Here is a 22150-nt window from a genome sequence, read left to right as displayed (position 1 = left end):
CTTTGCTGATACCACGCGTTTCCGCCAATAAACCCCATCTTTCCCGGTTGGGACAGCTGCGCGTAGCCATTTGGCGACAGGGGGCAGCTTCCCTATCCACTCACCGGGATTGCACCGGAAGCCTGGCGGATGAGCCGTCAGGTGACCGTGAAACAAAGGGACTGGACTGTGAAAAAAACCACTCTTTCTGCTCTGAAGGCGGGCTCGGCACCTGTCGTGCTCGGCCTCGCGCTCCTCAGCACCCAAGCCTTCGCGCAGGATGCTGCCGAAGAAGCACCCGAAGATGGCAACGTAATTGTTGTCACCGGCTCACTCATCAAGAACCCGAACCTCGTTCAGGCCAACCCGGTCAATGTGACGACGGCTGATGCAATCGAGCTGAAGCAGTCCAACCTCGCTGAAGAAGTTCTTCGCGAAATCCCGGGCGTCGTTCCGAACATCGGTTCGGCCGTGAACAACGGCAACGGCGGTTCGTCCTACGTCGACCTTCGTGGTCTGGGTTCCAACCGCAACGTCGTTCTGCTCGACGGCAACCGCATCGTCCCTGCTGACCTTGCTGGCCGCGTCGACCTTAACAACATCCCGCTTGCACTGGTCAGCCGCGTTGACGCCCAGACCGGCGCCGCCGTGACGACCTACGGCGCAGACGCCATCACCGGCGTTGTCAACTTCATCACCAAGAAGGACTTCGCTGGCGTTGACCTTTCGCTGGGCCAGCAGATCACCGAGCGCGGTGACGGCGCCTTCTTCCGTGCCGACCTTACCGTCGGTGCAAACTTCGACGATGGCCGCGGTAACGCTGTGCTGTCGCTAGGCTACCAGAAGTCGGACCCCGTCTATCAGGGCGACCGTGACTTCTCGCTGCGTCAGGTCAGCTCGTTCACCGGCGGTCCCGCCGGTTCGGGCACTGGCGTTCCAGGGCGCTTCTCGGGCACCCGCCCGCTGATCGCCGGCACCAGCACGCCTGACACCAATCCGCTCACCGCCAACGGCGGCGTCCGTCAGGTGAACTCGGCCGGTCAGGCTGTTGGTACCTTCGCAACCTTCAACTTCAACCCGTACAACGTCTTCCAGACGCCGTTCAAGCGCTATAACATCTTCGCTCAGGCGAACTACGAAGTGTCGGATTCGGTTGAAGTCTACACGCGCGGCATATTCTCGAAGAACACTGTCGATACCATCATCGCGCCTTCGGGCTCGTTCGGCGGTACCGTCACCATCAACCTGAACAACCCCTACCTCCCGTCGACCCTGCGCAACCAGTTCTGCGCATTCGATACGGATTCGGGCGCTGCCTACGTCGCTCGCTTCGACCCCGCGACTTGCGCTGCCGCTGCTCTGGCCACTGGCCCGACGGATGCTCGCTATCGCACCGTGACGGTTACCTACAACCGCCGCGCCACCGAAGTTGGTCCGCGCATCAGCAACTACAGCACGACGATCTTCGACTACCGCGTCGGCCTGCGCGGTCGTATCACCGATACGATCAACTGGGACGTGAACGGTTCGTACGGCGAATCGGAAAAGCTGCAGACGATCAAGAACTACACCCTGCAGTCGCGCTGGCGGCAGGCTGCACTCGCCAACAACACGACGACCTGCATCGACAGCTCCAATGGCTGCGTACCGGTCAACCTGTTCGGCGACGACGGTTCGATCACGCCGGCTCAGGCTGCCTTCCTCACGGCTGACAGCTCGACCCGCGTCAAGACCACGCTGACGCAGCTGCGCGGCCTAGTCAGCGGTGAACTCGGCGTTTCCTCGCCGGGCGCCAACAACCCGGTGAACTTCGCACTTGGTGCCGAATACCGTTCGTACACCGCCGAACAGGCTTCGGACCTTCTCGCCAAGACCCCGGGTGAACTCGGCGGCGCTGGCGGTGCAGCTCCGGACATCGACGGTGCCTACAACGTCTATGAAGCCTACGGCGAAATCATCGCTCCGCTGATCGAAGACAAGCCCGGGTTCAAGAGCCTGACCCTTGAAGCTGGCGCGCGTTATTCGAAGTACAACGTACGCGGCGGCGGCAAGCCGGAAACCTGGACGTACAAGGCTGGCCTTAGCTGGGAACCGATGGATGATCTCAAGATCCGTGGTAACTATGCCCGGGCTATCCGCGCTCCGAACATCGGCGAACTGTTCACCCCGGTTACGGTGGGTCTGACCAACCTCGGCGTCGATCCTTGCGCCGGCGCTGCTCCGACCACCAATGCCAACCTGCGCGCCATCTGCCTTGCGCAGGGCGCTCCGCTCGGCACGATCGGTTCGATCACCAACCCGACTGCAGGTCAGGCCAACATCGCTACCGGCGGTAACCTGAACATCACGCCGGAAAAGGCAACGACCTGGACGATCGGCGCTGTTATCCAGCCTTCGTTCCTGCCGCGCTTCTCGATGACGCTCGATTACTACAACATCAAGGTAACCGACGTTATCGGTGCTCCGCTGCCGGGCGATCTGATCGGCGCCTGCTTCGGTTCGGTCTCCGCTGCCAGCGCGACCAACCCGGCTTGCACGGTCATCCGTCGTAACCCGATCACCGGTGGCCTCGACGGCGATCCGGCGATCACGCAGGGCCTGTTCGCACCGCTCGATAACCTCGGCACTCTCAAGTCCGACGGTATCGATCTCGTGATGAACTACAGCCACGATTTCGGCGCAGTGAAGTGGAATGCCTCGTTCGTCGGCAACTACACGCTGCACCAGAAGTTCAAGGCTACCCCGACCGGTATCGATCGTGACTGCGTTGGCTACTTCTCGGTCAACTGCGGCTTCACGGGTTCGATCCCGCCGAAGTACCAGTGGTCGCTCCGCAACACCTTCACATACGGCAAGATGGATGTGTCGGTGCTTTGGCGCCACATCGCAGGTGTTGAGCACGAACCGCTCGACATCATCGATCAGGGTGCGTTCTTCAGCGGAACCGCCCCGGCTGGCACTGGTCCGATCGCCGGCACGCAGGTCGATTTCAACAAGATCCCGGCCTACGACTACTTCGACCTGACCCTGCGTTGGAACGTGAACGACAACTTCACCTTCACCGCAGCCGTGCAGAACCTGTTCGACAAGCAGCCGCCGGTCGTCGGCAACACTGCTGGTTCGACCTCGTACAACAGCGGCAACACCTATCCGTCGACCTACGACGCGCTGGGCCGCCGCTTTGCCTTCTCGGCACGCGTCAAGTTCTGATCGCTTAGGCGAGACGAAATGGAATGGGGGCGGGTAGCAATGCCCGCCCCTTTTTCGTGGGCGCTGCAGACGGGCTCACGCTTGACAGGTCTGCACGGCCAATCCCAAGTGGCGGGGTGATCACACCCGAACTTGCCGCCGCCGCCGCTCAGTCCGAAACGGCCATCGCCGCAGGGCACGGCGATGGCTACGATCACATGATCCTCGCGCTGCTGGCACAGGCCAAGGGCGACACCGCCCGCGCCGAAGACCTTTTCGGGCAGGCGCAGGCGCTTTCTCCGCATGACCCATCGGTGTTGACCGGGCGGGCCAAGTTTCTACGCGAAAGCGGCCGCCTCAGCGAAGGCCTCGCCGCCTGTGATGCCGCCATCGCCATAGCTGCCGACTATCCCGATGCCTGGATTGAGCGCGGCGCCATCCTCGGTGCCGGTGGATCGTCTCGCGCCGCGACGGATAGCTACGAACGCGCGCTGGCGCTCAACCCGCAGGCCGCTCCGGCCCATGCCGGCATCGCCGCCATTGCCGCGCGCAACGGAGATGGAGCCCTTGCCCGAACCCATGGGCAGAAGGCAATGGCGATAGACCCGCTCAATGCCATAGCGGCGAGTGCGCTGGCCACGCTGGCGAACGAGGCGGGCAATCCGCAAGCCGCCGTCGATCTTCTGCAACCGGTGATCGACGCCCGCACTGCACCGGCTTTCGATCGCTCGCTCGCGCTGGGCCTGCTTGGTGATGCCAGGCACAATCTGGGCGACCACGCCGGGGCCTTCGCAGCCTACAGCGCCTGCAAGGCTGATTTCGCGGCGATTCATGCAGATCCTGCGGGTGGCCGGATGCGCCACCGCGAATTCGTCGAAGCCATCGACGAAGGCCTGCGCGCGGCACCGCCGATGGGACCGGCTGACTTGCCCCCCTCACCCCTCGCGGCACAGCGTCATGTCTTTCTGCTTGGCTATCCCCGTTCAGGCACGACGCTGCTGGAAAACGTCCTTGCCTCGCTCCCCGGGGGCGAGGCGCTGGAGGAGCGTCCCACGCTTTCTGTCGCCGATGATGCGGTGCTCTCGGGCGACCGCGGGGCTATCGTCGCGGGGATGGTCCGCCTTGCCGGCGCAGCGGACGAGGTCCTGCTCCCATGGCGCGATGCCTATTGGGACAAGGTCACCGGCTCCGGCATCACCCCCGGCGCGGCGGCTTTCGTCGATATGGACCCGCTCAAGGGCACGCGCCTGCCGATCATCGCGCGCCTGTTTCCTGAGGCGCGCGTGCTGGTGATGCGCCGCGATCCGCGCGATGTCGTGTGGTCGTGTTTCAAGACACAATTCGCGATGACCAGCGGGACGCTCGATTTCACGACGCTGGAAGACACGGCGCGGCACTATGATGCGCTGATGACCCTCACCAGCCACGCGCTGGACCGCCTGCCGGTGCATGCGCTCGATGTGCATTACCACCGCCTCGTTCGCGATTTCGAGGCGGCCACGCGAGAAATTTGCGCCTTCGTCGGACTGGAATGGAGCGACGCTGTCCTGCGCTTCGATCGCACCGCCCGGACGCGCGGCGTGGCGACTGCCAGCGTCAGTCAGGTCCGGCGCGGGCTCTATGACGGTACGCGCCAGTGGGAACCCTACGCCCGCTGGCTGGAGCCTGTGATGCCCATCCTCCAGCCGTGGATCGAGCGTTTCGGCTATCAGTGAAGCTGGAGCAGCGGGGCCTGTAGCAGGGGATTGGGCGCGTCCATGCTGATCGCGGCGGTGTCGGCCACTGCCTTCGCCCAGGTCAGCACCATGTCGATCTCCTCGCCATGCGCGGCGCGGACGCGGGCATAGTCCGCCGCGCGAACCTCGGCCGAATAGTCGACGCCGGACTTGGAGTGCTGGGTGAACGCAGGACCGGCAAGCGCGGCGCCAATATCGAGTGATAGGCCGTAATGCGCCGCCACCGCAGCCAAGGCTCCGGCCGGATCGGCAAACATCCGCTCACTGTCGAGACTCGCGAGCCGGTCGCCCACGGTCCGCGCCATCGAGGCGAACAGCCGCTGCTGGGCCAGCCAGCCGATGGCGGCGACCTGCAGATCGCTGTGCAGGAAATGGTCGTCGCGGCTGAAGCCCATGCCTTCGACTGCGCCCTCGATCAGGAAACCCTGCAGCAGTTCGCGCGTCCAGATGCGGCAGTGCAGCCCCTTGTTCGCCACCGAGATCAGATAGGTTTCAAGCGGCGCGTGGAGAAAAACCGCGCGCGCCTCGGTACGCAGCGCCATCAGCAGGTGCGCCAGCGGATTGATCACGTTCGATGGCTTGACCACCACCGCCTCGCCGGGAGCGAAAGGCCGGCCGAGCAGGCGCGTGGCGGCATCGGCAGCGCGCGCCACCGCCCGCGGATCGGCGCCGCGCCGGCGGAACCCGACCACGTCGTTGAGCGCCTGCGGCTCGCTCAGCCCCATGGCCACGCCCGGCTGCGACAGGCCGCGCACCAGCATGGTCGATCCGCAGAACGCCGAATGGAACAGGAAGTGCAGCGGTACGTCGGCGCTCAACTGCAGGCACTGGGCCACCGGTACGTCGCCACCCTTTTCGCGGGTCCCAAGGTAATCGTCGATCAGGAACGTCGTGGCCGCATGGTCCTCTCGGGGCACGCGGATGAAGCGGAACGTGTCATCGCTCTCGACGAAGCGGTGCGCCAGCCATTCAGGCTCGGCCAGAAGTGTGGGGAAATAGACCATGGCGCGACCCTAGGGTGGGGCACGCGCGCCCGCAACTCCCTTGCTCCGGTGCAGCCTGTGCAATATCCATGTGCCAGGGGGACAGTTTTGATGAGCAATCCGGCGCTTGCGCAGGAATCAAATGCCGCTGGCATGGCCGCGCTGCGAAGCGGGGATGCCGCTGCGGCAATAGCGGAGTTCACGCGGGCGACGCGGGCCGATCCCGGCGCCCTGCCTTTGTGGATCAACCTGGCCCATGCCTGCCGGCTCGCTGGCGAGGACAAGGCGGAGCGCGCGGCGCTGGACCGGGCGCTGTCGCTCGACCGCACGGATTTCACCGCCAACCTGCGTCTGGCGCAATTGCTGCAACGGCTGGGCGAGGAAACGCAGGCGCTGGTCGCCTGGGGCGGTGTGCAGCAGCTTGCCATGCAGATGCCCAATCTGGCGCCGCATGTGACCGCTGAACTGGATGCCGGCCGGTCCTATGCCGAAGCCTTGCAGGCCCGGCTCTATGAGCGGGTCGATGCGGCGCTGGGCAAGGCGGCGGCCTCGTGGGATGAGACGGAAAACCGCCGCATACGCGCCTTTGTCGACACGGCGCTCGGCAAGCGGCAGGTGTACCACAATCAGTGCGCGGGGGTGTTCTATCCCTTCCTGCCCGAAGACGAATATTTCGACCGCCGCCACTTCCCCTGGCTCGATGAGCTGGAGGCACACCACGGCGCGATCAAGGCCGAGCTGGAAGCGCTGCTCGCCGATCCGGGTGATGCCATCAGGCCCTATGTCCAGATGGAGCCGGGAACACCGGAAAGCGCGTGGAGCCAGCTCGATGGATCGCTCGACTGGGCAGCCTGCTTCCTGTGGGAATACGGTCGCAAGAACCTCGCCGTTACCGACCGCTGCCTGCAGACCGCAGCGCTGCTGGAAAGGCTGCCGCTGGCGCGCATTCCTGGGCGCGCGCCCAATGCCTTTTTCTCGATGCTGAAGCCGCATAGCCATATCCCGCCGCACACCGGCGTCACCAATACCCGGGCGATCATCCATCTCGCGCTCGACGTGCCGCCGGGCTGCTGGTTCCGCGTTGGCAATGAGACTCGCGAATGGGAGGAAGGTAAGGCTTTCGCCTTTGACGACACCATCGATCACGAGGCGGTGAACCCCAGCAACCGCCGCCGCGCGGTGCTGATTGTTGATACCTGGAACCCTCACCTTAGCGAGGGCGAACGCGCGGCGCTGGTGGATTATTTTGCCGCAGCCGATGGCGCGCTCGCCGGGTCCTCGCCGCTGGTCTGAGCCGCTTGCGCCGAGCGGCTTTCAGGCATATTCTCGCGCGATCAGCTGCACGAGGTGCATGACCCATGCGTTTATTCCTGCTTGTCCTGGCAATGGCATTTGCGTCCCCGGCCCTGGCGGCACCTGAAACGGTCCAAGGCCCGGTCAAGATGCGGCCGAGCGACATCCGGGCCTACAACGCGCTCTTGAAGCCCACCGATCCGGCCTACATCGTTTGCCTGAAATCCGCACCGACCGGATCGGTCATCCTGCGCACGACCTGCCGCACGCGGAGCGAGTGGGAGCGGCTCGCACAGATCGGCAATGACGATGCCATGGCCTGGGTGAATGACGCCCGGTTGCGCCAGTTCAGCATAAGTGAAGAGCCTGCCGGTTCAGTCGGACCGGCAATCGGCTCGAACAACTGATACCGAAAGGAGACCCAGGATGTCGCTGGTACTTGCCCTGCTGCTTGGCAGCGCCGACGCCGTGATTCCCGCATCTGCCCAGACGCTTGTCGAACCCGATCCCAAGGTCATGACGCAGAAGGAAATCCGCGCGTTCAACGCCTCTCTCGACAGGAAGCACCCGTTCTACATCCGCTGCGTCAGCACGATCGAGATCGGCACCCTGTCCAAGCGGCAGTATTCCTGCCGGACCAATCGCCAGTGGTCGCTTGCGGACCGGATCGGCAACGATAATGCCCGCGAAACCTACGATGCCATGACCAGCAAGTCGTGGAATCAGGAAGGCGGCTGAGGCAGTCACGGGTGCCCATGTCGGGTTTCCCGACTGGCGCCAGCGGTGGCTGTGGCATTTCGCGCGGGCGGCGCTAGAATGGCGCGATCACGGCTGAAACGGCCTGCATTCTCGAACGGAAACCCATGACGACCATCGCCCTTGCCCTGCTGCTTTCCGCCGCCGCCCCTGAAGCGGCTGCTCCTGCCCCGGCCCCCGTCAGCGAGCCGGACCCCAAGGCCATGACGCAGAAGGAAATCCGCGCGTTCAACGCCTCGCTGGATCGCAAGCATCCCTATTACATCCGCTGCGTCGCCTCGACAGAGATCGGCACGCTGTCAAAGCGCACCTATTCGTGCCGGACGAATCGCCAATGGGCGTTGGCCGACAAGACCGGCAACCAGAACGCTCGCGACACGGTCGAAGCGATGACCAGCAAGGCGACTAACACAAACTGAGGCAATCAGCCTCGGCCGGGCCTCAGTCAGCCAGGCGAATCACCCGCACGCCGGGCTGGCCGTTGACGTTGGCCATGAAGCCGCCCAGCGTGCCGCGCTTCACCACGATCTTCTGGCCGGCCTTAGGAAAGGTGTCGCGGCCCTCGGTCTGCTTCCAGCGCGAACCATCGGCGAGCACGAATACGGCCATGCCGTCCCGCGAAGAATAGGCCGAGGTCAGGGTCGATTCGATCTGGTTGACCTCGACATCGTCATTGCCGCCGAAGATCTTGATCTTGGGCAGGCTGATGCCGAACAGGCCGCGCTTGGTCTCGCGGATCGTCGCGCGGTCGATGACGACAAGGTCTTTCTTGATGGTCGCATCGGCCATCGCTGCGACCGACTTGTCGAAGCAGGCGAGCCGCGCGGCGGGATCGGCCATGGTGCGGCAATCGAGCACACCCTGATAGACGGGCGGCGGCGCGGTGGAGAGGTCCTTGTCCTTGTCCTTCGCCCCGGCGGGAGCGCACAGCGACGCGAAAACAAGCGAATAAAGCGCGATACGGGCGGTCTTGGCCACGGCATTTCCCCCAGCGACAGATGCTATGCGCGAATGGCTGGCAGAAGCGCGCGGCAGCGTCAATCCGCCTGCGCCGGGCCGCTGGCAAATGGCCGCGCCCATGCAAAAAGGCGCCCGGAAAACCGGACGCCCGATGCGTTCACAAAATTTGAAGGATCAGGCTGCGGCCTTCTTCTTCAACTCGCGCTTTACCTTGACTGCGGTGGTCGAAAGCTTTTCGTCCGAGGTCTTCAGCAGCCAGTTGTCGAGGCCACCAACGTGCTCGACCGAACGCAGGCCCTGCGTCGAAACGCGGAACTTGAAGCTGCGGTCAAGGCCTTCAGACATCAGCGTGACGTTCTGCAGGTTGGGCAAGAACAGGCGCTTTGTCTTGTTGTTGGCGTGGCTGACGTTGTGGCCAGTCATGCGGCCCTTGCCGGTCAGTTCGCAAATGCGGGACATGTGAGTTACTCGCTTGAATCGTTGTGCCGTTTCCGGATGAAGGCGCGCCCTTACCGATTCACCCTTGTATGGTCAAGTTATCCCGGCCAATTCGGGCAAATGAACCGCTGGCCGCTTCCCGAACCGATGGTGCTTGCGCTGGCAGAGGCCGGGAAAGCCGTGGCTGCGGGTGAAGTGCCGATCGGCGCGGTGATCGTCAAGGACGGATCGGTGATTGCCGCCGCCCACAACGCCCCGCGCGGCCTTTGTGACCCCACTGCCCATGCCGAGATGTTGGTGATTCGCGCCGCGGCACAGGCGCTGGGCAGCGAACGGCTCGACGGCTGCGAGCTGTGGGTCACTCTTGAACCCTGCGCGATGTGTGCCGGTGCCATCGTCCACGCGCGAATCGCGCGGGTCTATTATGCCGCGGCCGATGCCAAGGGCGGCGCGGTGGAGCACGGTGCGCGCGTCTTCGAACAGGAGCAGTGTCTGCACCGGCCAGAGGTTTATTCGGGCATGGGCGAGGCGGAGGCGTCCGCATTACTCAAGGGCTTTTTCCAGCGGCTTCGGTAAAACAGATTGACGCTCCAGAGGGGTGCTCGATTTTAGGTGCAGCGACGACCTCTTGAACCGATTCGTCGAGAGGAGTTGAGCATGAAAGTTTTGCAGGCCACCATAAACGGCATCGCCATCGCTGCCATGATTGCTGCCGCAAACGCGCTTACGGCATGAACAAGAATGTGCCGCGTCCGCAGCAGAACAAGCCTTAAACGCCTCGCCAGATCTTCATCGCCTGCGTATCGCGCGCGCCGCCGCGAGCGCAGGTTGATGGCTTGCGACGTTCATTGAAGCATAGGTGAACTTCGCGCAGCCATCCCGATTGCGACAGCCGAATGGCAACCGCATTGGCCGGCCAGCCGGGATTGGCGACAACGAAAGCACGGCGAAAATCGCCTGCTGTCAGCCCGCTTTTGCGCGACAGGCGATTGGCATCGGGCCAGGTGATGCGGTTCCACGCTTCTCGGGCTTGCGAGAAATAGGCGTCGGGTGTCGGCGCCATGCACGAACCGTGCTTGGCCCATTCGTGCTCAAGCAATTGCGGCGAGGGGGTCATGCAGAGGTTGCGGCGGATTTCGGCGAGCGAGGGCCGCGCGCCCGTGCCGCACCACTGCGGCGGTGCCCCGCTGCGCGACTGCGGCCACAGACCGTGCAGGATGAAACCAAAGCGCCCCGCCTTGCCCGAGCATTGCATCGAACCCGAAGCGCCGCGAGAGGCGTTGCAGTATTCAGGCGACCAGCTCGCCGCGAGGATGAAGCCGCCGATGGGGGCAGTCCGGCTGGGTCCATCGGGCCGAGCGGGCGCGGGCTGGCTAATCGAATCGGGCACCCGGCACTGATAGGCCTGCGCCATGGCGCTGCCGGGCAGCCACAGCGCCAAGGCATAGGCTAGGCCGCGCAGCACAACGCGTCAGGCGTCGGCATCGGTGCCTTGGCCGCTCCCGGCGAACCAGGCCTTGGCATCAGCGCGGAACAGGAACGACAGCGCGACGATCCGCAAGGCCTCTACCGCCACGCTGACCAGCACGCCCAGTCCGCCCGAACCCAGTTGGCGCAGCGCGCTCGGCAGGTTGAGGATGGCGAGCGCGGTGAAGGCAACGAGGATCCATTTGGCCAGCGCGCTGCGCTTGTAGGCCACGGCGAACCACAGCAGCAGCGAGATTGCCGCACCAACCGCGATGGAGCCGTAAATGACCCCGGACCCCACGCCGATGGCGCGCAATTGCGGCATGGCCTCAATTCGCGCCTGCAGGCGGTCGATCGACATGAACGAATTGACCAGCCCGAGGCCGGTGGCGACCAGGTAAAGCCGGTCGAATGTGACAATGGAAGCCGGACGCATTGCGAAACCCCTGTATTGCGTTCGATGACGCAATGTTTGCCCTAAAGCGGTGTGAAATCCAAGCCGATGTCGGCAGCAGGGGCGCTTTGGGTGAGCCGGCCGACCGAGACGTAATCGACCCCGGTCGCGGCAATCGCGCCGATAGTGTCTAGCCGGACTCCGCCCGATGCCTCGCATGGCACGCGGCCGGCGACCAATTCGACGCAGGCGCGCAGTTCTGGCGGGGTCATGTTGTCGAGCAGCAGGTGATTCGCCCCGGCTTCGAGCGCGGGTGTGATCTGTTCGATCGAATCGACCTCGCAGATGATCCGGGCAACACCGGCGTCCCGGGCGCGGCGCACAGCCTCGCCAACGCCGCCGGCGACAAGGACGTGGTTGTCCTTGATCATGGCCGCGTCCCACAGGCCCAGCCGGTGGTTCTGCGCTCCCCCGGTGCGGGTGGCGTACTTTTCAAGGTGGCGAAGGCCCGGAATCGTCTTGCGGGTATCCAGCAGCACGGCGCGCGTTTCACCCATGGCGCGGACATAGTCCCGCGTCATCGTGGCCACGCCCGACAAGTGCTGCGCCGTGTTCAGGGCCGATCGCTCCGCCGTGAGCATGGCGCGGGCATTGCCCGACAAACGCATCAGGTCGGTCCCGGCGGGCACCTCCGCGCCTTCCTCATGCAGAATTTCGATCTCCATGTCCGCGTCGAGCGCGCGGAAGAAGGCCGCGGCAATTGGAAGCCCGCAGACGACGATGGCGTCGCGGCTGTCCATGACGCCTGAAAAGCGCGCATCCGCGGGAATCACGCTTTCGCTGGTCACGTCATGCCCGCCACCGGGCCAGCCTTCACCCAGATCCTCGGCGAGCGTGGCGGTGACGAAAGCGTGCAGGTCAAAGCCGGACAGTTCGAAGGTGCTCATGACCTTTCATTGCCGCCGCGAGCCCGCTTGTCGAGACCGAAGGCTCTGCATTTCATCTAAGTTGACACACCGGTGGCACGGGACCAAAGGCAAACATGCATTTCACATGCATCTTAAAGGAACTCCCACTTGTCCAAGATTCTAAGTGCCGAAACCAAGGCGATCATCAAGTCGACTGCTCCAGCCCTGCAAATGCACGGCGTTGCCATCACCACCCGGATGTACGAACGTCTGTTCGAAAACGCCGAGGTAAAGGCCCTGTTCGATCAGGCGGCTCAGGAATCGGGTGAGCAACCGCGTCGCCTTGCCGCAGCGATCCTTGCCTATGCGCAAAACATCGACAAACTGGAGAATCTGACCGGAGCTGTCTCGCGCATGGTCGCCCGCCATGTGGAAACCGGCGTGCGCCGCGAACACTATCCTTATGTCGCCGAAGCCCTGTTGCCCGCGATTCGCGACGTGCTGGGCGAAGCTGCGACCGACGAAGTGCTAGCGGCATGGGGCGAGGCCTATTGGGCGCTGGCTGAACTGCTGATCTCCATGGAAGAGGCAGAATACCTGGAAACGACCTGAAGCTGCGCCAATGATAGTCATCCCGGCGCAAGCCGGAATGACTATCAGTCAGGCTGGACCTTGGCCGCAAATGATAGGCTCCCGGGTGGAGCCGGGGCCGAGAATCAGTGCACGAAGCGCGCGACAACGTCGCGGTAGGAGCGACTCACCTTCACCTGCGCGCCCGATTCGAGCACGAGGAAGCATTCGCCGTTGGTGTGCGGCTTGACCTGACGGACCTGGTTGAGGTTGACGATGGTCGAGCGGTGGACGCGCTGGAACACGCGCGGATCGAGCCGACGTTCAAGGTCCTTCATCGTTTCGCGCAGGATCAGGCTGTTATCGGCCGTGCGGATGCACATGTAATCGCCCGCCGCCTCGATATGTTCGATCGAATCGACATCGACGCGGAAAATCTGGCCGCGATCCTTGATATTGATGAGCTTTTCAAAGCGGGCCGCGCCGTGGCCGGCATTGGGGTCCTCTTCCTCGGGCATGGCATCCATCGCGTCCGGCGCGACTTCGGCCAGCACCGACTTGAGCTTCTCCGCCTCTTCGGACGAGCGCTTTTCGGCGAGGCGCGTGCGCACGCGGTCGAGCGTGTCGGCCAGCTTGTCTTCGTCGACCGGCTTCATCAGGTAATTGACGGCATTCGCCTCGAACGCGCGCACGGCGTATTCGTTGTAGGCGGTGACGAAGACGAACAGCGGCGGTTCGATATCCATCACGCCCTTGACCACGGAGAATCCGTCGAAACCGGGCATCTGGATGTCGAGAAACACCAGATCGGGCTTTTCAGTCTTGATCTTGCGGATCGCTTCGCGCCCGTTCGAGCAGGTTTCGATCACTTCGACATCGGCAAACTTTTCGAGCCGGAGCATGAGCCCCTGGATCGCCAGTTTTTCGTCATCGACCAGAATGGTGCGGATGGTCATTGCAGTCCTTTTTCCAAACGCCCCCGAATTTTTAGATGCCCCATGTGGGGTCAACCGGCCGGAACGGCAAGGCGTGGCGTTCCCGCGCTTGGCCCTGAGCCCGCCCCCGCACTCGCAAACGGCGCCGGCGCCTCGCGCTCCTCATAGGGTATTTCGATCAGCACGCTGAAGCCGCCTTCGGGCGGATCAACGATCTCGAACCGGTGCGCCGGACCATAGGCCTGAGCCAGCCGGTCGCGCGTGTTGGTGAGGCCAACCCCTGTCGATACCTGTTCGCCGCCATCGAATGTCACGCCGGCCAGCCTGTTGTCGATACCGCCGCTTTGCAATCCCGGACCGGTATCGGAGACGGTGATGCGAAGCGCAGTTCCGACGAGTTGCGCGGTAACCGTGATTTCGGCCCCGGCCTCTTGCGGACTGACCGCATATTTGATGGCATTTTCCACCAGCGGCTGGAGCAGCAGCGAAGGCAACAGCCCGGGTTTCGCGGCATCATCGATTTCAAAACGGGTGCGGAGCCGTTCTTCAAAGCGCATCCGTTCGATATCGAGGTAGAGCTTCAGAGTTTCTACTTCCTGCGCCACGGTCACCCGCCCCGCGGGCTCGTTGGCCAGCGTATAGCGCAGGAACGAGGACAGCCGCGTCAGCATGGCATTGGCCGGCTCGGTCTGCTTGAGCAGCACCAGGGTGGAGATCGAATTGAGCGTGTTGAACAGGAAATGCGGGTTGAGCTGGTAGCGCAGCATGGCCAGCTGGGCACTGGTCGCTTGATTTTCCAGCTGGATCATCTGGTCGTTCTGCTCTTCAATCTGCACGTAGAAATTGATCATGTAGTACAGCGCCGACCATGCGCCGAGCAGCGTGGCGTTGAGGTAGAAAACGCCGATCAGCAGCCGCGCGAAGTTGTTGTTTCCGTCGGTCTGGCCCAGGCTGAACACCCAGGCATCGATGAAGGCATAGAGCATCACCGCCAGTGGCAGGACCAGTGCGGTTACCCCCCAAGTCACCAGCGGGCGGCGGCTAATAATCTGGCGGTAAATCACCGAAAGGATCAGCGAGATCGAAAAGCCGGTTACCGCCTCGATCGCGACGAAGACGAGGAACGACCACTCCTGCCCGCCGGCAATCGACGACATGGCGCGCAGCAGCATGGCCCCGCCCCAGCCGATTGCCTGGAGTCGCCAGAAGGCCTGATTCTTGTTGGCGAAGAACGGCGCGGGGGTGATTGGCAGGACGGCCATGAAGTCGGTCTAGGGAATCCGGAAGCGAAGGGGAAGAGTCAGCATGGGCTGGACACTATGGACACAGTCCAGAGTTAACGTGTCACCTTGCCAGAGGTTGCTGCCAAGATGCGAGAATTTGGGCGTATTACTGTCATCCGTCAGCGATGACACGTCGCCGCGATGTAGGAAAGGGGAGCCCCGCCCTAGTCCCGCCAGCTCCGGTCGACACGGTCCACCTTGCGCACCCAGGCGGCAAAATCGGGCGCACCGGGGCCGCCGGGGAGCTGGACCTGGCTGAGGTCGCGCTGGTGTACGCGCAGCACCTCGTCTGAGACCAGAACCGGCTTGCCCATGGCCAGCGTGGCGCACTGGATCTCGCAGGCGCGCTGCAGCGCCCACATAGTGAAGAACATCTCGGGCACCGTTTTGCCCATGACCACCGGGCCGTGGTTGCGCAGCATCAGGATCTTGTGCTGGCCAAGGTTCGTCAGCAGCCGCTCGCCCTCCTCCGCCCGCACGGTGACGCCTTCGAAATCGTGGTAGCCGATCTGGCCGACGAAGGCGCAGGCGTAGAAGTTCGAAGGGAGCAGGCCGTGTTCATAGCTGGATACGGCCATCGTCTCGCTGGTGTGGACGTGGCAGATCGCCTTGGCCTGCGGCAAGTGGCGGTGAAAATAGGCATGCTGCGTGAAGCCCGCCTTGTTCACCGGATAGGTGCTGCCATCCAGCGTGTTGCCATCGATGTCGATCTTGACGAGGTTGGAGGCGCAAACCTCGGAATAGAGCAGGCCGAAAGGGTTGATCAGGAACGCGCCGTCCTCACCGGGGACGGTCAACGAGATGTGGTTGTAGATCGATTCGGACCAGCCAAGCAGGTCGAAAATCCGGTAACAGGCGGCAAGCTGCTGGCGCGCTTCCCATTCCTCGGCGCTGCATTCGATCGGGCGGTGAAGCTGGGTTGCCATGGTCTTTGCATCCTCTCGTCGCGCCGCTGCGCGTTCAAAATCGTTGACCTCGCGCCGCGCCGATGGCAGTGCGCCCGGCACGCGGCCAAGTACTGCCGGTACGCCGGACAAGCGGGTATAGCATAGTGGTAATGCACTAGCCTTCCAAGCTAGCTAGAGGGGTTCGATTCCCCTTACCCGCTCCAGCCTTTCTCACCGACCATCACAGGCACATCGCCCGGTTGCCAAGGCGCATGGCGATCCATGACCGCCGCGAATCGCGGGCTGGCGAGGTGACGCGCGAGCCACGATTGCAGGTGCGGCAGGGGCTGCGCGGCGAACCATTCGGGCTCCAACGCAGCGAACTGGCGCACGAAGGGCATGATTGCGGCATCGGCCAGACCTTCCGATTCGCCGCAGAGATTCGCGCTCGTAGCCAGTCGAGCTTCCAACGTTGCGAGAAATCCCAACCCAGACGCGCGGTGCGCTGCCGGATCAGAGTCATGGCGTTCGGGGTACTTGTAGCGGTCAAGATCATGCTTGAAGCCCCCGTCATTGGCGGCGACGAGCGCCGGATCGTGGCGGGCCAGCCAGCCATCGGGATCGCTGTGTCCCAGTGCCCAGACCATGATGTCGATGCTTTCGTCGATCACCGCGCCATCGGGCAGGACCAGCACGGGGACCGTGCCTTTGGGTGAGGCTTCGAGCATTTCGGCGGGCTTTGCCGCCAGCTTCATTTCGCGGCGCTCGTGGCGCAGGCCGCTCACCGCCAAGGCCAGCCGCGCCCGCATAGCATAGGGGCAGCGGCGGAAGCTGTAGAGGATGGGATCAGCCCCCACAGTCCTCGCTCTGCCTCGGCGGCAGCACGGCGCCGACATGGCTTTCGCCGCGCTCGGCCGCGAGCATTTCCTGCTTTTGCCGTTCGCGATAGGCGGAGCGCTGCTCGTCGCTGCGCTCGGCGTGGCAGGCGGGGCAGCTCACTCCTTCCTCGTAAAGCGGTGATGCCTGATCGGCGACAGTCACCGGGCGGCGGCAGGCGTGACACAGGGCATGGGTGCCTTGGGAAAGGCCATGGCCCACGGCTACGCGCTGGTCGAAGACGAAGCATTCGCCCTGCCACAGGCTCTCGGCCTCGGGCACGGTCTCGAGGTACTTGAGGATCCCGCCCTTGAGGTGGAACACCTCGCCCACGCCCTCGGCCTTGAGGAAAGCGGTGCTCTTTTCGCAGCGGATGCCGCCGGTGCAGAACATGGCCACCTTGGGCGGCGGCCCATCGCCGAGCAGTTCGCCCCGGTGCTCACGAAACCATTCGGGGAAGTCGCGAAAGGTCGGTGTTTCCGGGTCGATCGCTCCGGAAAAGGTGCCAATCGCCACTTCGTAATCATTGCGGGTATCGATCAGGATCGTGCCCGGATCGGAAATCAGTGCGTTCCAGTCTTGCGGTTCGACATAGGTGCCGACCACGGCGAGCGGATCGATGCCGGGCTGGCCCATGGTCACGATCTCGCGCTTGAGCCGAACCTTCATGCGGTGGAACGGCATGGTCGGCGCGGCGGAATACTTGACGTCGAGCCCTTCGCAGCCGGGCAGGGCGCGGATGTGGGCGACGACTTCGGCAATACCTTTGTCCGGGCCGGCGATCGTGCCGTTGATGCCCTCATGCGCCAGCAACAGCGTGCCGCGCACGCCATTCGCTCGGCACAAGGCCTCAAGCGGCGCCTTGTGGCTGGCGAAATCGTCCAGCGGTGCAAAGCGATACAGCGCGGCAACGCGGACGGGCTGGTTCGTCGGAGGAGGCGTCATAGTCATGGCTGGCCAATCGCCGCGTGGCGGCCCTGCGCAATTCGTCCGGATGGAGGCCCGAGCCGGAATCGAACCGGCGTGCGCGGATTTGCAGTCCGCTACGTAACCACTCCGCCATCGGGCCTGATTCCGAGACGATCCCTTTCGGGAAGGCGGCCCCTAACAACAGGCGCGCTGGCGCGCAACGGGATTCACGCGATTTGCTCGAACACGATCTCTCGGCGCACCGGGTCGGCGCGGGTCAGGCGGACGGTGACTTCCGCTCCCGGCACCACGCCATTGGCCGTGACGCGCGACACGACCGGGTGCTCGCAAAGCTGGATGCGGGCTCCGGCTTCGCCCAGATCGGTGACGACGGCGGCAAAGCGTTCGCCCTCGCGGCCCGAGAGCATCACCGCTTCGGCAAGGTCGACCACCGCGCGGTCGACCTGGTTATCGCGCGCCTCGGCCTTGGCCATGACCTTGGGCAGGAGCGGAAAGGCGTCGGCGGCGAAATCCGGCACCGGCTGGCCATTCGCGACGGCCATGGCGGCGGCGATGACGTGGCGATCAGCCAGCCGGCGCAGCGGCGCGGTGATGTGGCAATAGGTTGCCGCCATGGCGGCGTGCCACGGCTTTTCGCCGGCCATGAAGGGTACGTAGCTCGCTCCGCCGCCGCCACGCCGCGCTGCCATCAGGAAGGCGGCTTCGCGCGGGTCGAAAGGGTTAAGCCGCTTCTCGAATTCGGCGAGCGCCATGTCAGCCGGCCAGTCGAGCGCAAAGGCCTTGGCCGTGCCGCGCAGGCGGGTGATGGCGCGATCGCTCGCCCCCGGCATCACCCGGAAAAGCCCGGTCTGCGCCTGCCAAAGCGCGTCGGCGACGGCGAGGTTGGTCGCCAGGCTGAGCGTGGCATTGCGCTGCTCGGCCAATGTCTGCGGACGCAGTTGCAGGATATAGTGGCCAAGGGCGTCGCGCGCGACTTCCTGTTCGGGCGGATCGACGCGCATCGCCCCACGCGCTTCCTCGGCCGCTTTTACGCGACCCGCAATTGCGGCGAAACCGGCTGGCAGCTCATCATCGCGGACGTTTTCGTAGGCCAGCTTGGCGCGGCTGCGGATCAGCGCCTTTTCGACACCCTCGAGCCGGGTGCTACCATCGGGGCCAACGCGCACGGCAAAGACCGTGGCTGGACGATCACCGTCAGGCAGCAGGCTCGCCGCCTTTTCACTCAGCGCCTTGGGATAGAGCGAGGCCTTGGCACCCGGCAGGTAGCAAGTCGTGCCGCGCCGCCATGCTTCAAGATCGAGCGGATCACCCGGATCGACGAAAAAGCCGACATCGGCGATGGCATAGTGCAGCAGCCAGTCTCTGCCGGCCGGCTCAATTGCAAAGGCCTGGTCCAGATCGGTCGAGTTGCCCGGATCGAGCGTGACGTAATGCATGTCGGCGCGGTCGCGGTGCCCGCTGGGCACGCGCTGGGCTGCCTTTTGCGCCGCCGCTTCCACCTCGGGCGCGAAGTCTTGGGGAACCTGGAACTGCTCGCGGATGGCGTTCAGTCCATCGGCCAGCAGGCAATCGGGATCGCGCAGTGTTTTCATCCCTCCCCGCTTGCCAAGCGGCGAGCCGCACGGCAAGCGGGACGCGCGAACAGTCCGGAGGAATCGCTCAATGAAAACTCGCGCCGCCGTTGCTTTCGAAGCGAAAAAGCCGCTCGAAATCGTCGAGCTTGACCTTGAAGGGCCCAAGGCGGGCGAAGTGCTGGTCGAGATCATGGCGACGGGCGTGTGCCACACCGATGCCTACACGCTCGACGGGCTGGACAGCGAAGGCCTGTTCCCCTCGGTCCTCGGCCACGAAGGCGCTGGGATTGTCCGTGAAATCGGACCCGGCGTAACCTCGGTGAAGCCCGGCGACCACGTGATCCCGCTTTACACGCCCGAATGCGGCAAGTGCAAAACCTGCCTTTCGGGCAAGAGCAACCTGTGCACCGCGATCCGCGCCACCCAAGGCCAGGGTCTGATGCCCGATGGCACCAGTCGGTTCAGCTACAAAGGGCAGACCATTTTCCACTACATGGGCTGCTCGACCTTCTCGAACTTCACCGTGCTGCCTGAAATTGCCGTGGCAAAAATCCGCGAGGACGCGCCGTTCCAGACGAGCTGCTACATCGGCTGCGGCGTGACCACGGGCGTTGGTGCGGTGCTCAACACGGCCAAGGTCCAGCCGGGTGACAATGTCGTGGTCTTCGGCCTCGGCGGCATCGGCCTCAACGTGATCCAGGGCGCGCGGTTGGCAGGAGCGGCGAAGATCATCGGCGTCGACATAAACCCGGACAGGGAAGAATGGGGCCGCAAGTTCGGCATGACCGACTTCCTCAATTCGCGCGGGCTGAGCCGTGAGGACACCGTGGCCAAGATCGTCGCCATGACTGACGGCGGTGCGGACTATACCTTCGACGCCACCGGCAACACCGAAGTCATGCGCACCGCGCTCGAAGCGTGCCACCGCGGCTGGGGGACCTCGATCATCATCGGCGTGGCTGAAGCGGGCAAGGAAATCTCCACGCGCCCGTTCCAGCTGGTCACCGGGCGCAACTGGCGCGGCACGGCTTTCGGCGGCGCCAAGGGCCGCACCGACGTGCCGAAGATCGTCGACATGTACATGACCGGCAAGATCGAGATCGACCCGATGATCACCCACGTCATGGGGCTGGAGGAAATCAACACTGCCTTCGACCTGATGCACGCGGGCAAGTCGATCCGCTCGGTCGTAGTCTTTTGAGGAGAGAGCATTATGTTCACGCACAACACAGTCGGCACCAATGATCCGGCGAAGTCCAAGACGTTTTACGATGCATTGTTCACGGCGATCGGCGGCAAGCCCGGCTTCGCTGACGAAAAGGGCCGCACGGTCTACATGCACAACGGCGGCGTGTTCATCGTCACCCCGCCGATCGATGGCAAGCCGGCTACGGTCGGCAACGGCTGCACCATTGGCTTCGGTATGGACAGCACGGAAATGGCCGATGCCTGGCACGCGGCTGGCGTGGCGAACGGCGGCACATCGATCGAGGATGCTCCGGGCTGGCGCGAAGGCGGCTTCGGCAAGCTTTACCTCGCCTACCTGCGTGATCCCGATGGGAACAAGCTCTGCGCGATGAAGCGGGGCTGAGGGCATCCGGGCTGGACGATCGGCGCTGTTGAACGCGCCGTCGCTGTGGCAGGCTCCTTTCCAAGGGAGCAGGCCATGGCGAAACGTCCAGCGCTGGAAATGTTCACCCCGGAAGAGGCGGCAAAGCGCCTCGGCTCCGGGCCGATCGATGCCAGCGTCTATCACGACCCCGCCTGGTTCGAGGACGAGCGCGAGGCGGTGTTCAAGGCCGAATGGATTCACGTCGGCCACGCCTGCGAAGTGCCGAAACCCGGCTGCTTCATCCGCCGCGATCTGGAATATGCGCGCGCCTCGCTGCTGATCGTCCGCGGGCGCGACGGCGAAGTCCGTGCCTTCCACAATGTCTGCACCCACCGCGGCACCCAGCTCACCGATGACACCGAAGGCAAGCGCGCGACCTTTTCGTGCCGCTATCACATGTGGACCTTCGGGCTGGACGGCGCGCTGCTGTCCGCGCCCGAATTCGAACGCTTCGGGCTGGAAAAGAGCGCCTGCGGGCTGAAACAGGTTGCGCTGGAAAGCTGCGCCGGGCTGCTGTTCGTCAACTTCGCCAAGCCACCTAAGGAAAGCCTGCGCGAATTCCTCGGCGCGATTGCCGACGAGCTGGAGGAACTGCCGTTGTCGCGCACGGTGGAGTTCGACGAATACGTGTTCGAGATCGACGCCAACTGGAAGATCTACGTCGACAATTTCCAGGAAAACTACCACCTGAAATTCATCCACCCGCGCACCGGCGCCCCGGCAATCGGGCCGGACAACCCGCTGGCCTATCCCACGCATTACGGCTTTTCCGGTGCGCATCGGGGGCAAACGCTGTGGCGCAATCCCGAACCGCCGGTGTTGCCGCCGGTGCTGCGCATGGCGATGGAGCGCGGCATCAGGGCAGCAGGACGCGATGGCTTTCCGCCGCGCAAGACCGATTTCAAACTGTTCCCGGCGACCTTCGTGCTCGGCCTTGCCAGCCACGTGTTCACCCACACGATCTATCCCGTCAGCGTCAACAAGACGCGCGGCGTGATCCGCTTCTACTGGCCCAATCGCGCGACCGACGCCTCAACGCGGTTCGCGCGCGAATTCAACATGGCCTCGGTCCGCGACGTCCACGCCGAAGATCGCGGTGTGATTGAGGCCGGGCAGGGCGGCCTTGGTTCCGGCGCGGTCGACGTGATCCATTTTCAAGAGCACGAAATGCTCTGCCGCCACCTCAACGAACAGGTGCGCTTGCGGGTGGAGGCCTTGCGGGCGCAGCGGGATTAGCCGAACTATCTTCGCCGAGTTATGTTAGGCTCAATGAGAACAATCAGCCCGCCAAGTACGGAAAGTCCCGCAAAGCGAGTGCTTCCGTAAAAAGCCACTCCTACCAGCCCGGCCAGCAGCAACAGCAGGCCAGACGGTCGGATC

23 protein-coding genes and 2 tRNA genes are annotated in these 22150 nt (G+C 64.0%); 12 read left to right on the top strand and 13 right to left on the bottom strand.

The annotated features are described in order from the left end of the window. The first annotated feature begins 168 nt into the window (after positions 1-168). Positions 169-3189 (top strand): TonB-dependent receptor domain-containing protein, encoded by a 3021-nt coding sequence (locus tag WG900_RS09790; RefSeq protein ID WP_339966720.1) that lies wholly within the window; start codon positions 169-171, stop codon positions 3187-3189. A gap of 116 nt (positions 3190-3305) precedes the next feature. Then, a complete protein-coding gene (locus WG900_RS09785; protein ID WP_339966718.1) occupies positions 3306-4883 on the top strand; it encodes a tetratricopeptide repeat-containing sulfotransferase family protein in 1578 nt (525 codons plus the stop codon). Here WG900_RS09785 and WG900_RS09780 read toward each other — a convergent pair. After that, positions 4877-5908 (bottom strand): hypothetical protein, encoded by a 1032-nt coding sequence (locus tag WG900_RS09780; RefSeq protein WP_339966716.1) that lies wholly within the window; start codon positions 5906-5908, stop codon positions 4877-4879. The genes WG900_RS09785 and WG900_RS09780 overlap by 7 nt on opposite strands. 90 nt (positions 5909-5998) lie before the next feature. Between WG900_RS09780 and WG900_RS09775 the strand changes: the two genes are divergently transcribed. The 4 genes from WG900_RS09775 to WG900_RS09760 all read left to right on the top strand — a co-directional run bounded on the left by WG900_RS09775 (position 5999) and on the right by WG900_RS09760 (position 8355). Further along, positions 5999-7180: an aspartyl/asparaginyl beta-hydroxylase domain-containing protein gene (locus WG900_RS09775; protein ID WP_339966714.1), complete on the top strand. Its 1182-nt coding sequence runs from the start codon at positions 5999-6001 to the stop codon at positions 7178-7180. A gap of 92 nt (positions 7181-7272) precedes the next feature. Then, positions 7273-7587: a hypothetical protein gene (locus WG900_RS09770; protein WP_339966711.1), complete on the top strand. Its 315-nt coding sequence runs from the start codon at positions 7273-7275 to the stop codon at positions 7585-7587. A 19-nt stretch (positions 7588-7606) separates the two neighbouring features. Continuing rightward, positions 7607-7918 (top strand): hypothetical protein, encoded by a 312-nt coding sequence (locus tag WG900_RS09765; RefSeq protein ID WP_339966709.1) that lies wholly within the window; start codon positions 7607-7609, stop codon positions 7916-7918. Between the two features lie 125 nt (positions 7919-8043). After that, entirely contained in the window at positions 8044-8355 is a 312-nt protein-coding gene (locus tag WG900_RS09760; protein ID WP_339966707.1) for a hypothetical protein, read from the top strand. Between the two features lie 22 nt (positions 8356-8377). Here the strand turns inward: WG900_RS09760 and WG900_RS09755 are convergent, their stop codons facing one another. After that, the gene (locus WG900_RS09755) at positions 8378-8914 is read right to left on the bottom strand and encodes a hypothetical protein (RefSeq protein ID WP_339966705.1); all 537 of its coding nucleotides are present in this window, start codon (positions 8912-8914) and stop codon (positions 8378-8380) included. A 156-nt stretch (positions 8915-9070) separates the two neighbouring features. Beyond that, complete coding sequence (rpmB, locus tag WG900_RS09750) at positions 9071-9355, bottom strand: 50S ribosomal protein L28 (RefSeq protein ID WP_310534635.1); 285 nt, start codon at positions 9353-9355, stop codon at positions 9071-9073. A 99-nt stretch (positions 9356-9454) separates the two neighbouring features. Between rpmB and WG900_RS09745 the strand changes: the two genes are divergently transcribed. Continuing rightward, positions 9455-9910 carry a nucleoside deaminase gene (locus tag WG900_RS09745; RefSeq protein WP_339966703.1) on the top strand — a complete coding sequence of 152 codons (456 nt, stop codon included), beginning with the start codon at positions 9455-9457 and terminating at the stop codon, positions 9908-9910. Between the two features lie 193 nt (positions 9911-10103). On the opposite strand, the gene WG900_RS09740 is transcribed toward WG900_RS09745, so the two are convergent. The 3 genes from WG900_RS09740 to nadC are packed head-to-tail and all read right to left on the bottom strand — an operon-like array spanning position 10104 to position 12142. After that, a complete protein-coding gene (locus tag WG900_RS09740) occupies positions 10104-10799 on the bottom strand; it encodes a ribonuclease T2 family protein (protein WP_339966702.1) in 696 nt (231 codons plus the stop codon). 6 nt (positions 10800-10805) lie between these two features. Next, positions 10806-11237, bottom strand: a complete 432-nt coding sequence (locus tag WG900_RS09735; protein WP_339966699.1) for a hypothetical protein — start codon at positions 11235-11237, stop codon at positions 10806-10808. A gap of 41 nt (positions 11238-11278) precedes the next feature. Further along, complete coding sequence (gene nadC, locus WG900_RS09730; protein ID WP_339966697.1) at positions 11279-12142, bottom strand: carboxylating nicotinate-nucleotide diphosphorylase; 864 nt, start codon at positions 12140-12142, stop codon at positions 11279-11281. 129 nt (positions 12143-12271) lie between these two features. On the opposite strand from nadC, the gene WG900_RS09725 reads away from it, so the two are divergent. After that, entirely contained in the window at positions 12272-12715 is a 444-nt protein-coding gene (locus tag WG900_RS09725; RefSeq protein WP_339966696.1) for a globin domain-containing protein, read from the top strand. A gap of 104 nt (positions 12716-12819) precedes the next feature. Here the strand turns inward: WG900_RS09725 and WG900_RS09720 are convergent, their stop codons facing one another. The 3 genes from WG900_RS09720 to WG900_RS09710 all read right to left on the bottom strand — a co-directional run bounded on the left by WG900_RS09720 (position 12820) and on the right by WG900_RS09710 (position 15817). Continuing rightward, positions 12820-13629, bottom strand: a complete 810-nt coding sequence (locus WG900_RS09720; RefSeq protein ID WP_310534640.1) for a LytR/AlgR family response regulator transcription factor — start codon at positions 13627-13629, stop codon at positions 12820-12822. 50 nt (positions 13630-13679) lie between these two features. After that, positions 13680-14870 (bottom strand): sensor histidine kinase, encoded by a 1191-nt coding sequence (locus WG900_RS09715; RefSeq protein WP_339966694.1) that lies wholly within the window; start codon positions 14868-14870, stop codon positions 13680-13682. 185 nt (positions 14871-15055) lie between these two features. Further along, the gene (locus tag WG900_RS09710) at positions 15056-15817 is read right to left on the bottom strand and encodes a class II aldolase/adducin family protein (protein ID WP_339966976.1); all 762 of its coding nucleotides are present in this window, start codon (positions 15815-15817) and stop codon (positions 15056-15058) included. Positions 15818-15928: 111 nt separating this feature from the next. Here WG900_RS09710 and WG900_RS09705 point away from each other — a divergent pair. Continuing rightward, a tRNA-Gly gene (locus WG900_RS09705) sits at positions 15929-16002 on the top strand. On the opposite strand, the gene WG900_RS09700 is transcribed toward WG900_RS09705, so the two are convergent. The 4 genes from WG900_RS09700 to WG900_RS09685 all read right to left on the bottom strand — a co-directional run bounded on the left by WG900_RS09700 (position 15991) and on the right by WG900_RS09685 (position 19176). Beyond that, positions 15991-16635, bottom strand: a complete 645-nt coding sequence (locus WG900_RS09700; RefSeq protein WP_339966693.1) for a glutathione S-transferase — start codon at positions 16633-16635, stop codon at positions 15991-15993. The two genes, WG900_RS09705 and WG900_RS09700, sit on opposite strands and share 12 nt — an antisense overlap. Next, positions 16625-17605, bottom strand: coding sequence for an oxygen-dependent tRNA uridine(34) hydroxylase TrhO (gene trhO, locus WG900_RS09695; RefSeq protein ID WP_417597447.1), 981 nt, complete (start codon positions 17603-17605; stop codon positions 16625-16627). Before trhO ends, WG900_RS09700 begins: the two co-directional genes overlap by 11 nt. Before the next feature lie 44 nt (positions 17606-17649). Next, positions 17650-17723, bottom strand: a tRNA-Cys gene (locus WG900_RS09690). Positions 17724-17790: 67 nt separating this feature from the next. Continuing rightward, a complete protein-coding gene (locus WG900_RS09685) occupies positions 17791-19176 on the bottom strand; it encodes an RNB domain-containing ribonuclease (RefSeq protein ID WP_339966691.1) in 1386 nt (461 codons plus the stop codon). 70 nt (positions 19177-19246) lie between these two features. On the opposite strand from WG900_RS09685, the gene WG900_RS09680 reads away from it, so the two are divergent. The 3 genes from WG900_RS09680 (at position 19247) to WG900_RS09670 (ending at position 22006) form a co-directional block, all read left to right on the top strand. Next, the gene (locus WG900_RS09680; protein ID WP_339966688.1) at positions 19247-20359 is read left to right on the top strand and encodes an S-(hydroxymethyl)glutathione dehydrogenase/class III alcohol dehydrogenase; all 1113 of its coding nucleotides are present in this window, start codon (positions 19247-19249) and stop codon (positions 20357-20359) included. Between the two features lie 12 nt (positions 20360-20371). Beyond that, on the top strand, positions 20372-20749 hold the full coding sequence (locus tag WG900_RS09675; RefSeq protein WP_339966687.1) for a VOC family protein: 378 nt from the start codon (positions 20372-20374) through the stop codon (positions 20747-20749). Positions 20750-20824: 75 nt separating this feature from the next. Further along, on the top strand, positions 20825-22006 hold the full coding sequence (locus WG900_RS09670) for an aromatic ring-hydroxylating oxygenase subunit alpha (RefSeq protein ID WP_339966686.1): 1182 nt from the start codon (positions 20825-20827) through the stop codon (positions 22004-22006). The last annotated feature ends 144 nt before the right edge of the window (positions 22007-22150 follow it).

It is taken from the genome of Novosphingobium aquae, assembly GCF_037572715.1.
Classification (GTDB): Bacteria; Pseudomonadota; Alphaproteobacteria; order Sphingomonadales; family Sphingomonadaceae; genus Novosphingobium; species Novosphingobium aquae.
Note: the sequence above shows the minus strand (reverse complement) of the source record. Positions and strands in the feature narration are given on the sequence as shown.

What these genes read in the sequence shown, in the direction of transcription:
- WG900_RS09720 (WP_310534640.1), bottom strand. Translation starts at nt 13,629, where the DNA reads ATGACCATCCGCACCATTCTGGTCGATGACGAAAAACTGGCGATCCAG.
- WG900_RS09765 (WP_339966709.1), top strand. Translation starts at nt 7,607, where the DNA reads ATGTCGCTGGTACTTGCCCTGCTGCTTGGCAGCGCCGACGCCGTGATT.
- nadC (WP_339966697.1), bottom strand. Translation starts at nt 12,142, where the DNA reads ATGAGCACCTTCGAACTGTCCGGCTTTGACCTGCACGCTTTCGTCACC.
- WG900_RS09735 (WP_339966699.1), bottom strand. Translation starts at nt 11,237, where the DNA reads ATGCGTCCGGCTTCCATTGTCACATTCGACCGGCTTTACCTGGTCGCC.
- WG900_RS09770 (WP_339966711.1), top strand. Translation starts at nt 7,273, where the DNA reads ATGGCATTTGCGTCCCCGGCCCTGGCGGCACCTGAAACGGTCCAAGGC.
- WG900_RS09780 (WP_339966716.1), bottom strand. Translation starts at nt 5,908, where the DNA reads ATGGTCTATTTCCCCACACTTCTGGCCGAGCCTGAATGGCTGGCGCAC.
- WG900_RS09775 (WP_339966714.1), top strand. Translation starts at nt 5,999, where the DNA reads ATGAGCAATCCGGCGCTTGCGCAGGAATCAAATGCCGCTGGCATGGCC.
- WG900_RS09685 (WP_339966691.1), bottom strand. Translation starts at nt 19,176, where the DNA reads ATGAAAACACTGCGCGATCCCGATTGCCTGCTGGCCGATGGACTGAAC.
- WG900_RS09680 (WP_339966688.1), top strand. Translation starts at nt 19,247, where the DNA reads ATGAAAACTCGCGCCGCCGTTGCTTTCGAAGCGAAAAAGCCGCTCGAA.
- WG900_RS09760 (WP_339966707.1), top strand. Translation starts at nt 8,044, where the DNA reads ATGACGACCATCGCCCTTGCCCTGCTGCTTTCCGCCGCCGCCCCTGAA.
- WG900_RS09745 (WP_339966703.1), top strand. Translation starts at nt 9,455, where the DNA reads ATGAACCGCTGGCCGCTTCCCGAACCGATGGTGCTTGCGCTGGCAGAG.
- WG900_RS09675 (WP_339966687.1), top strand. Translation starts at nt 20,372, where the DNA reads ATGTTCACGCACAACACAGTCGGCACCAATGATCCGGCGAAGTCCAAG.
- trhO (WP_417597447.1), bottom strand. Translation starts at nt 17,605, where the DNA reads ATGACTATGACGCCTCCTCCGACGAACCAGCCCGTCCGCGTTGCCGCG.
- rpmB (WP_310534635.1), bottom strand. Translation starts at nt 9,355, where the DNA reads ATGTCCCGCATTTGCGAACTGACCGGCAAGGGCCGCATGACTGGCCAC.
- WG900_RS09670 (WP_339966686.1), top strand. Translation starts at nt 20,825, where the DNA reads ATGGCGAAACGTCCAGCGCTGGAAATGTTCACCCCGGAAGAGGCGGCA.
- WG900_RS09710 (WP_339966976.1), bottom strand. Translation starts at nt 15,817, where the DNA reads ATGGCAACCCAGCTTCACCGCCCGATCGAATGCAGCGCCGAGGAATGG.
- WG900_RS09715 (WP_339966694.1), bottom strand. Translation starts at nt 14,870, where the DNA reads ATGGCCGTCCTGCCAATCACCCCCGCGCCGTTCTTCGCCAACAAGAAT.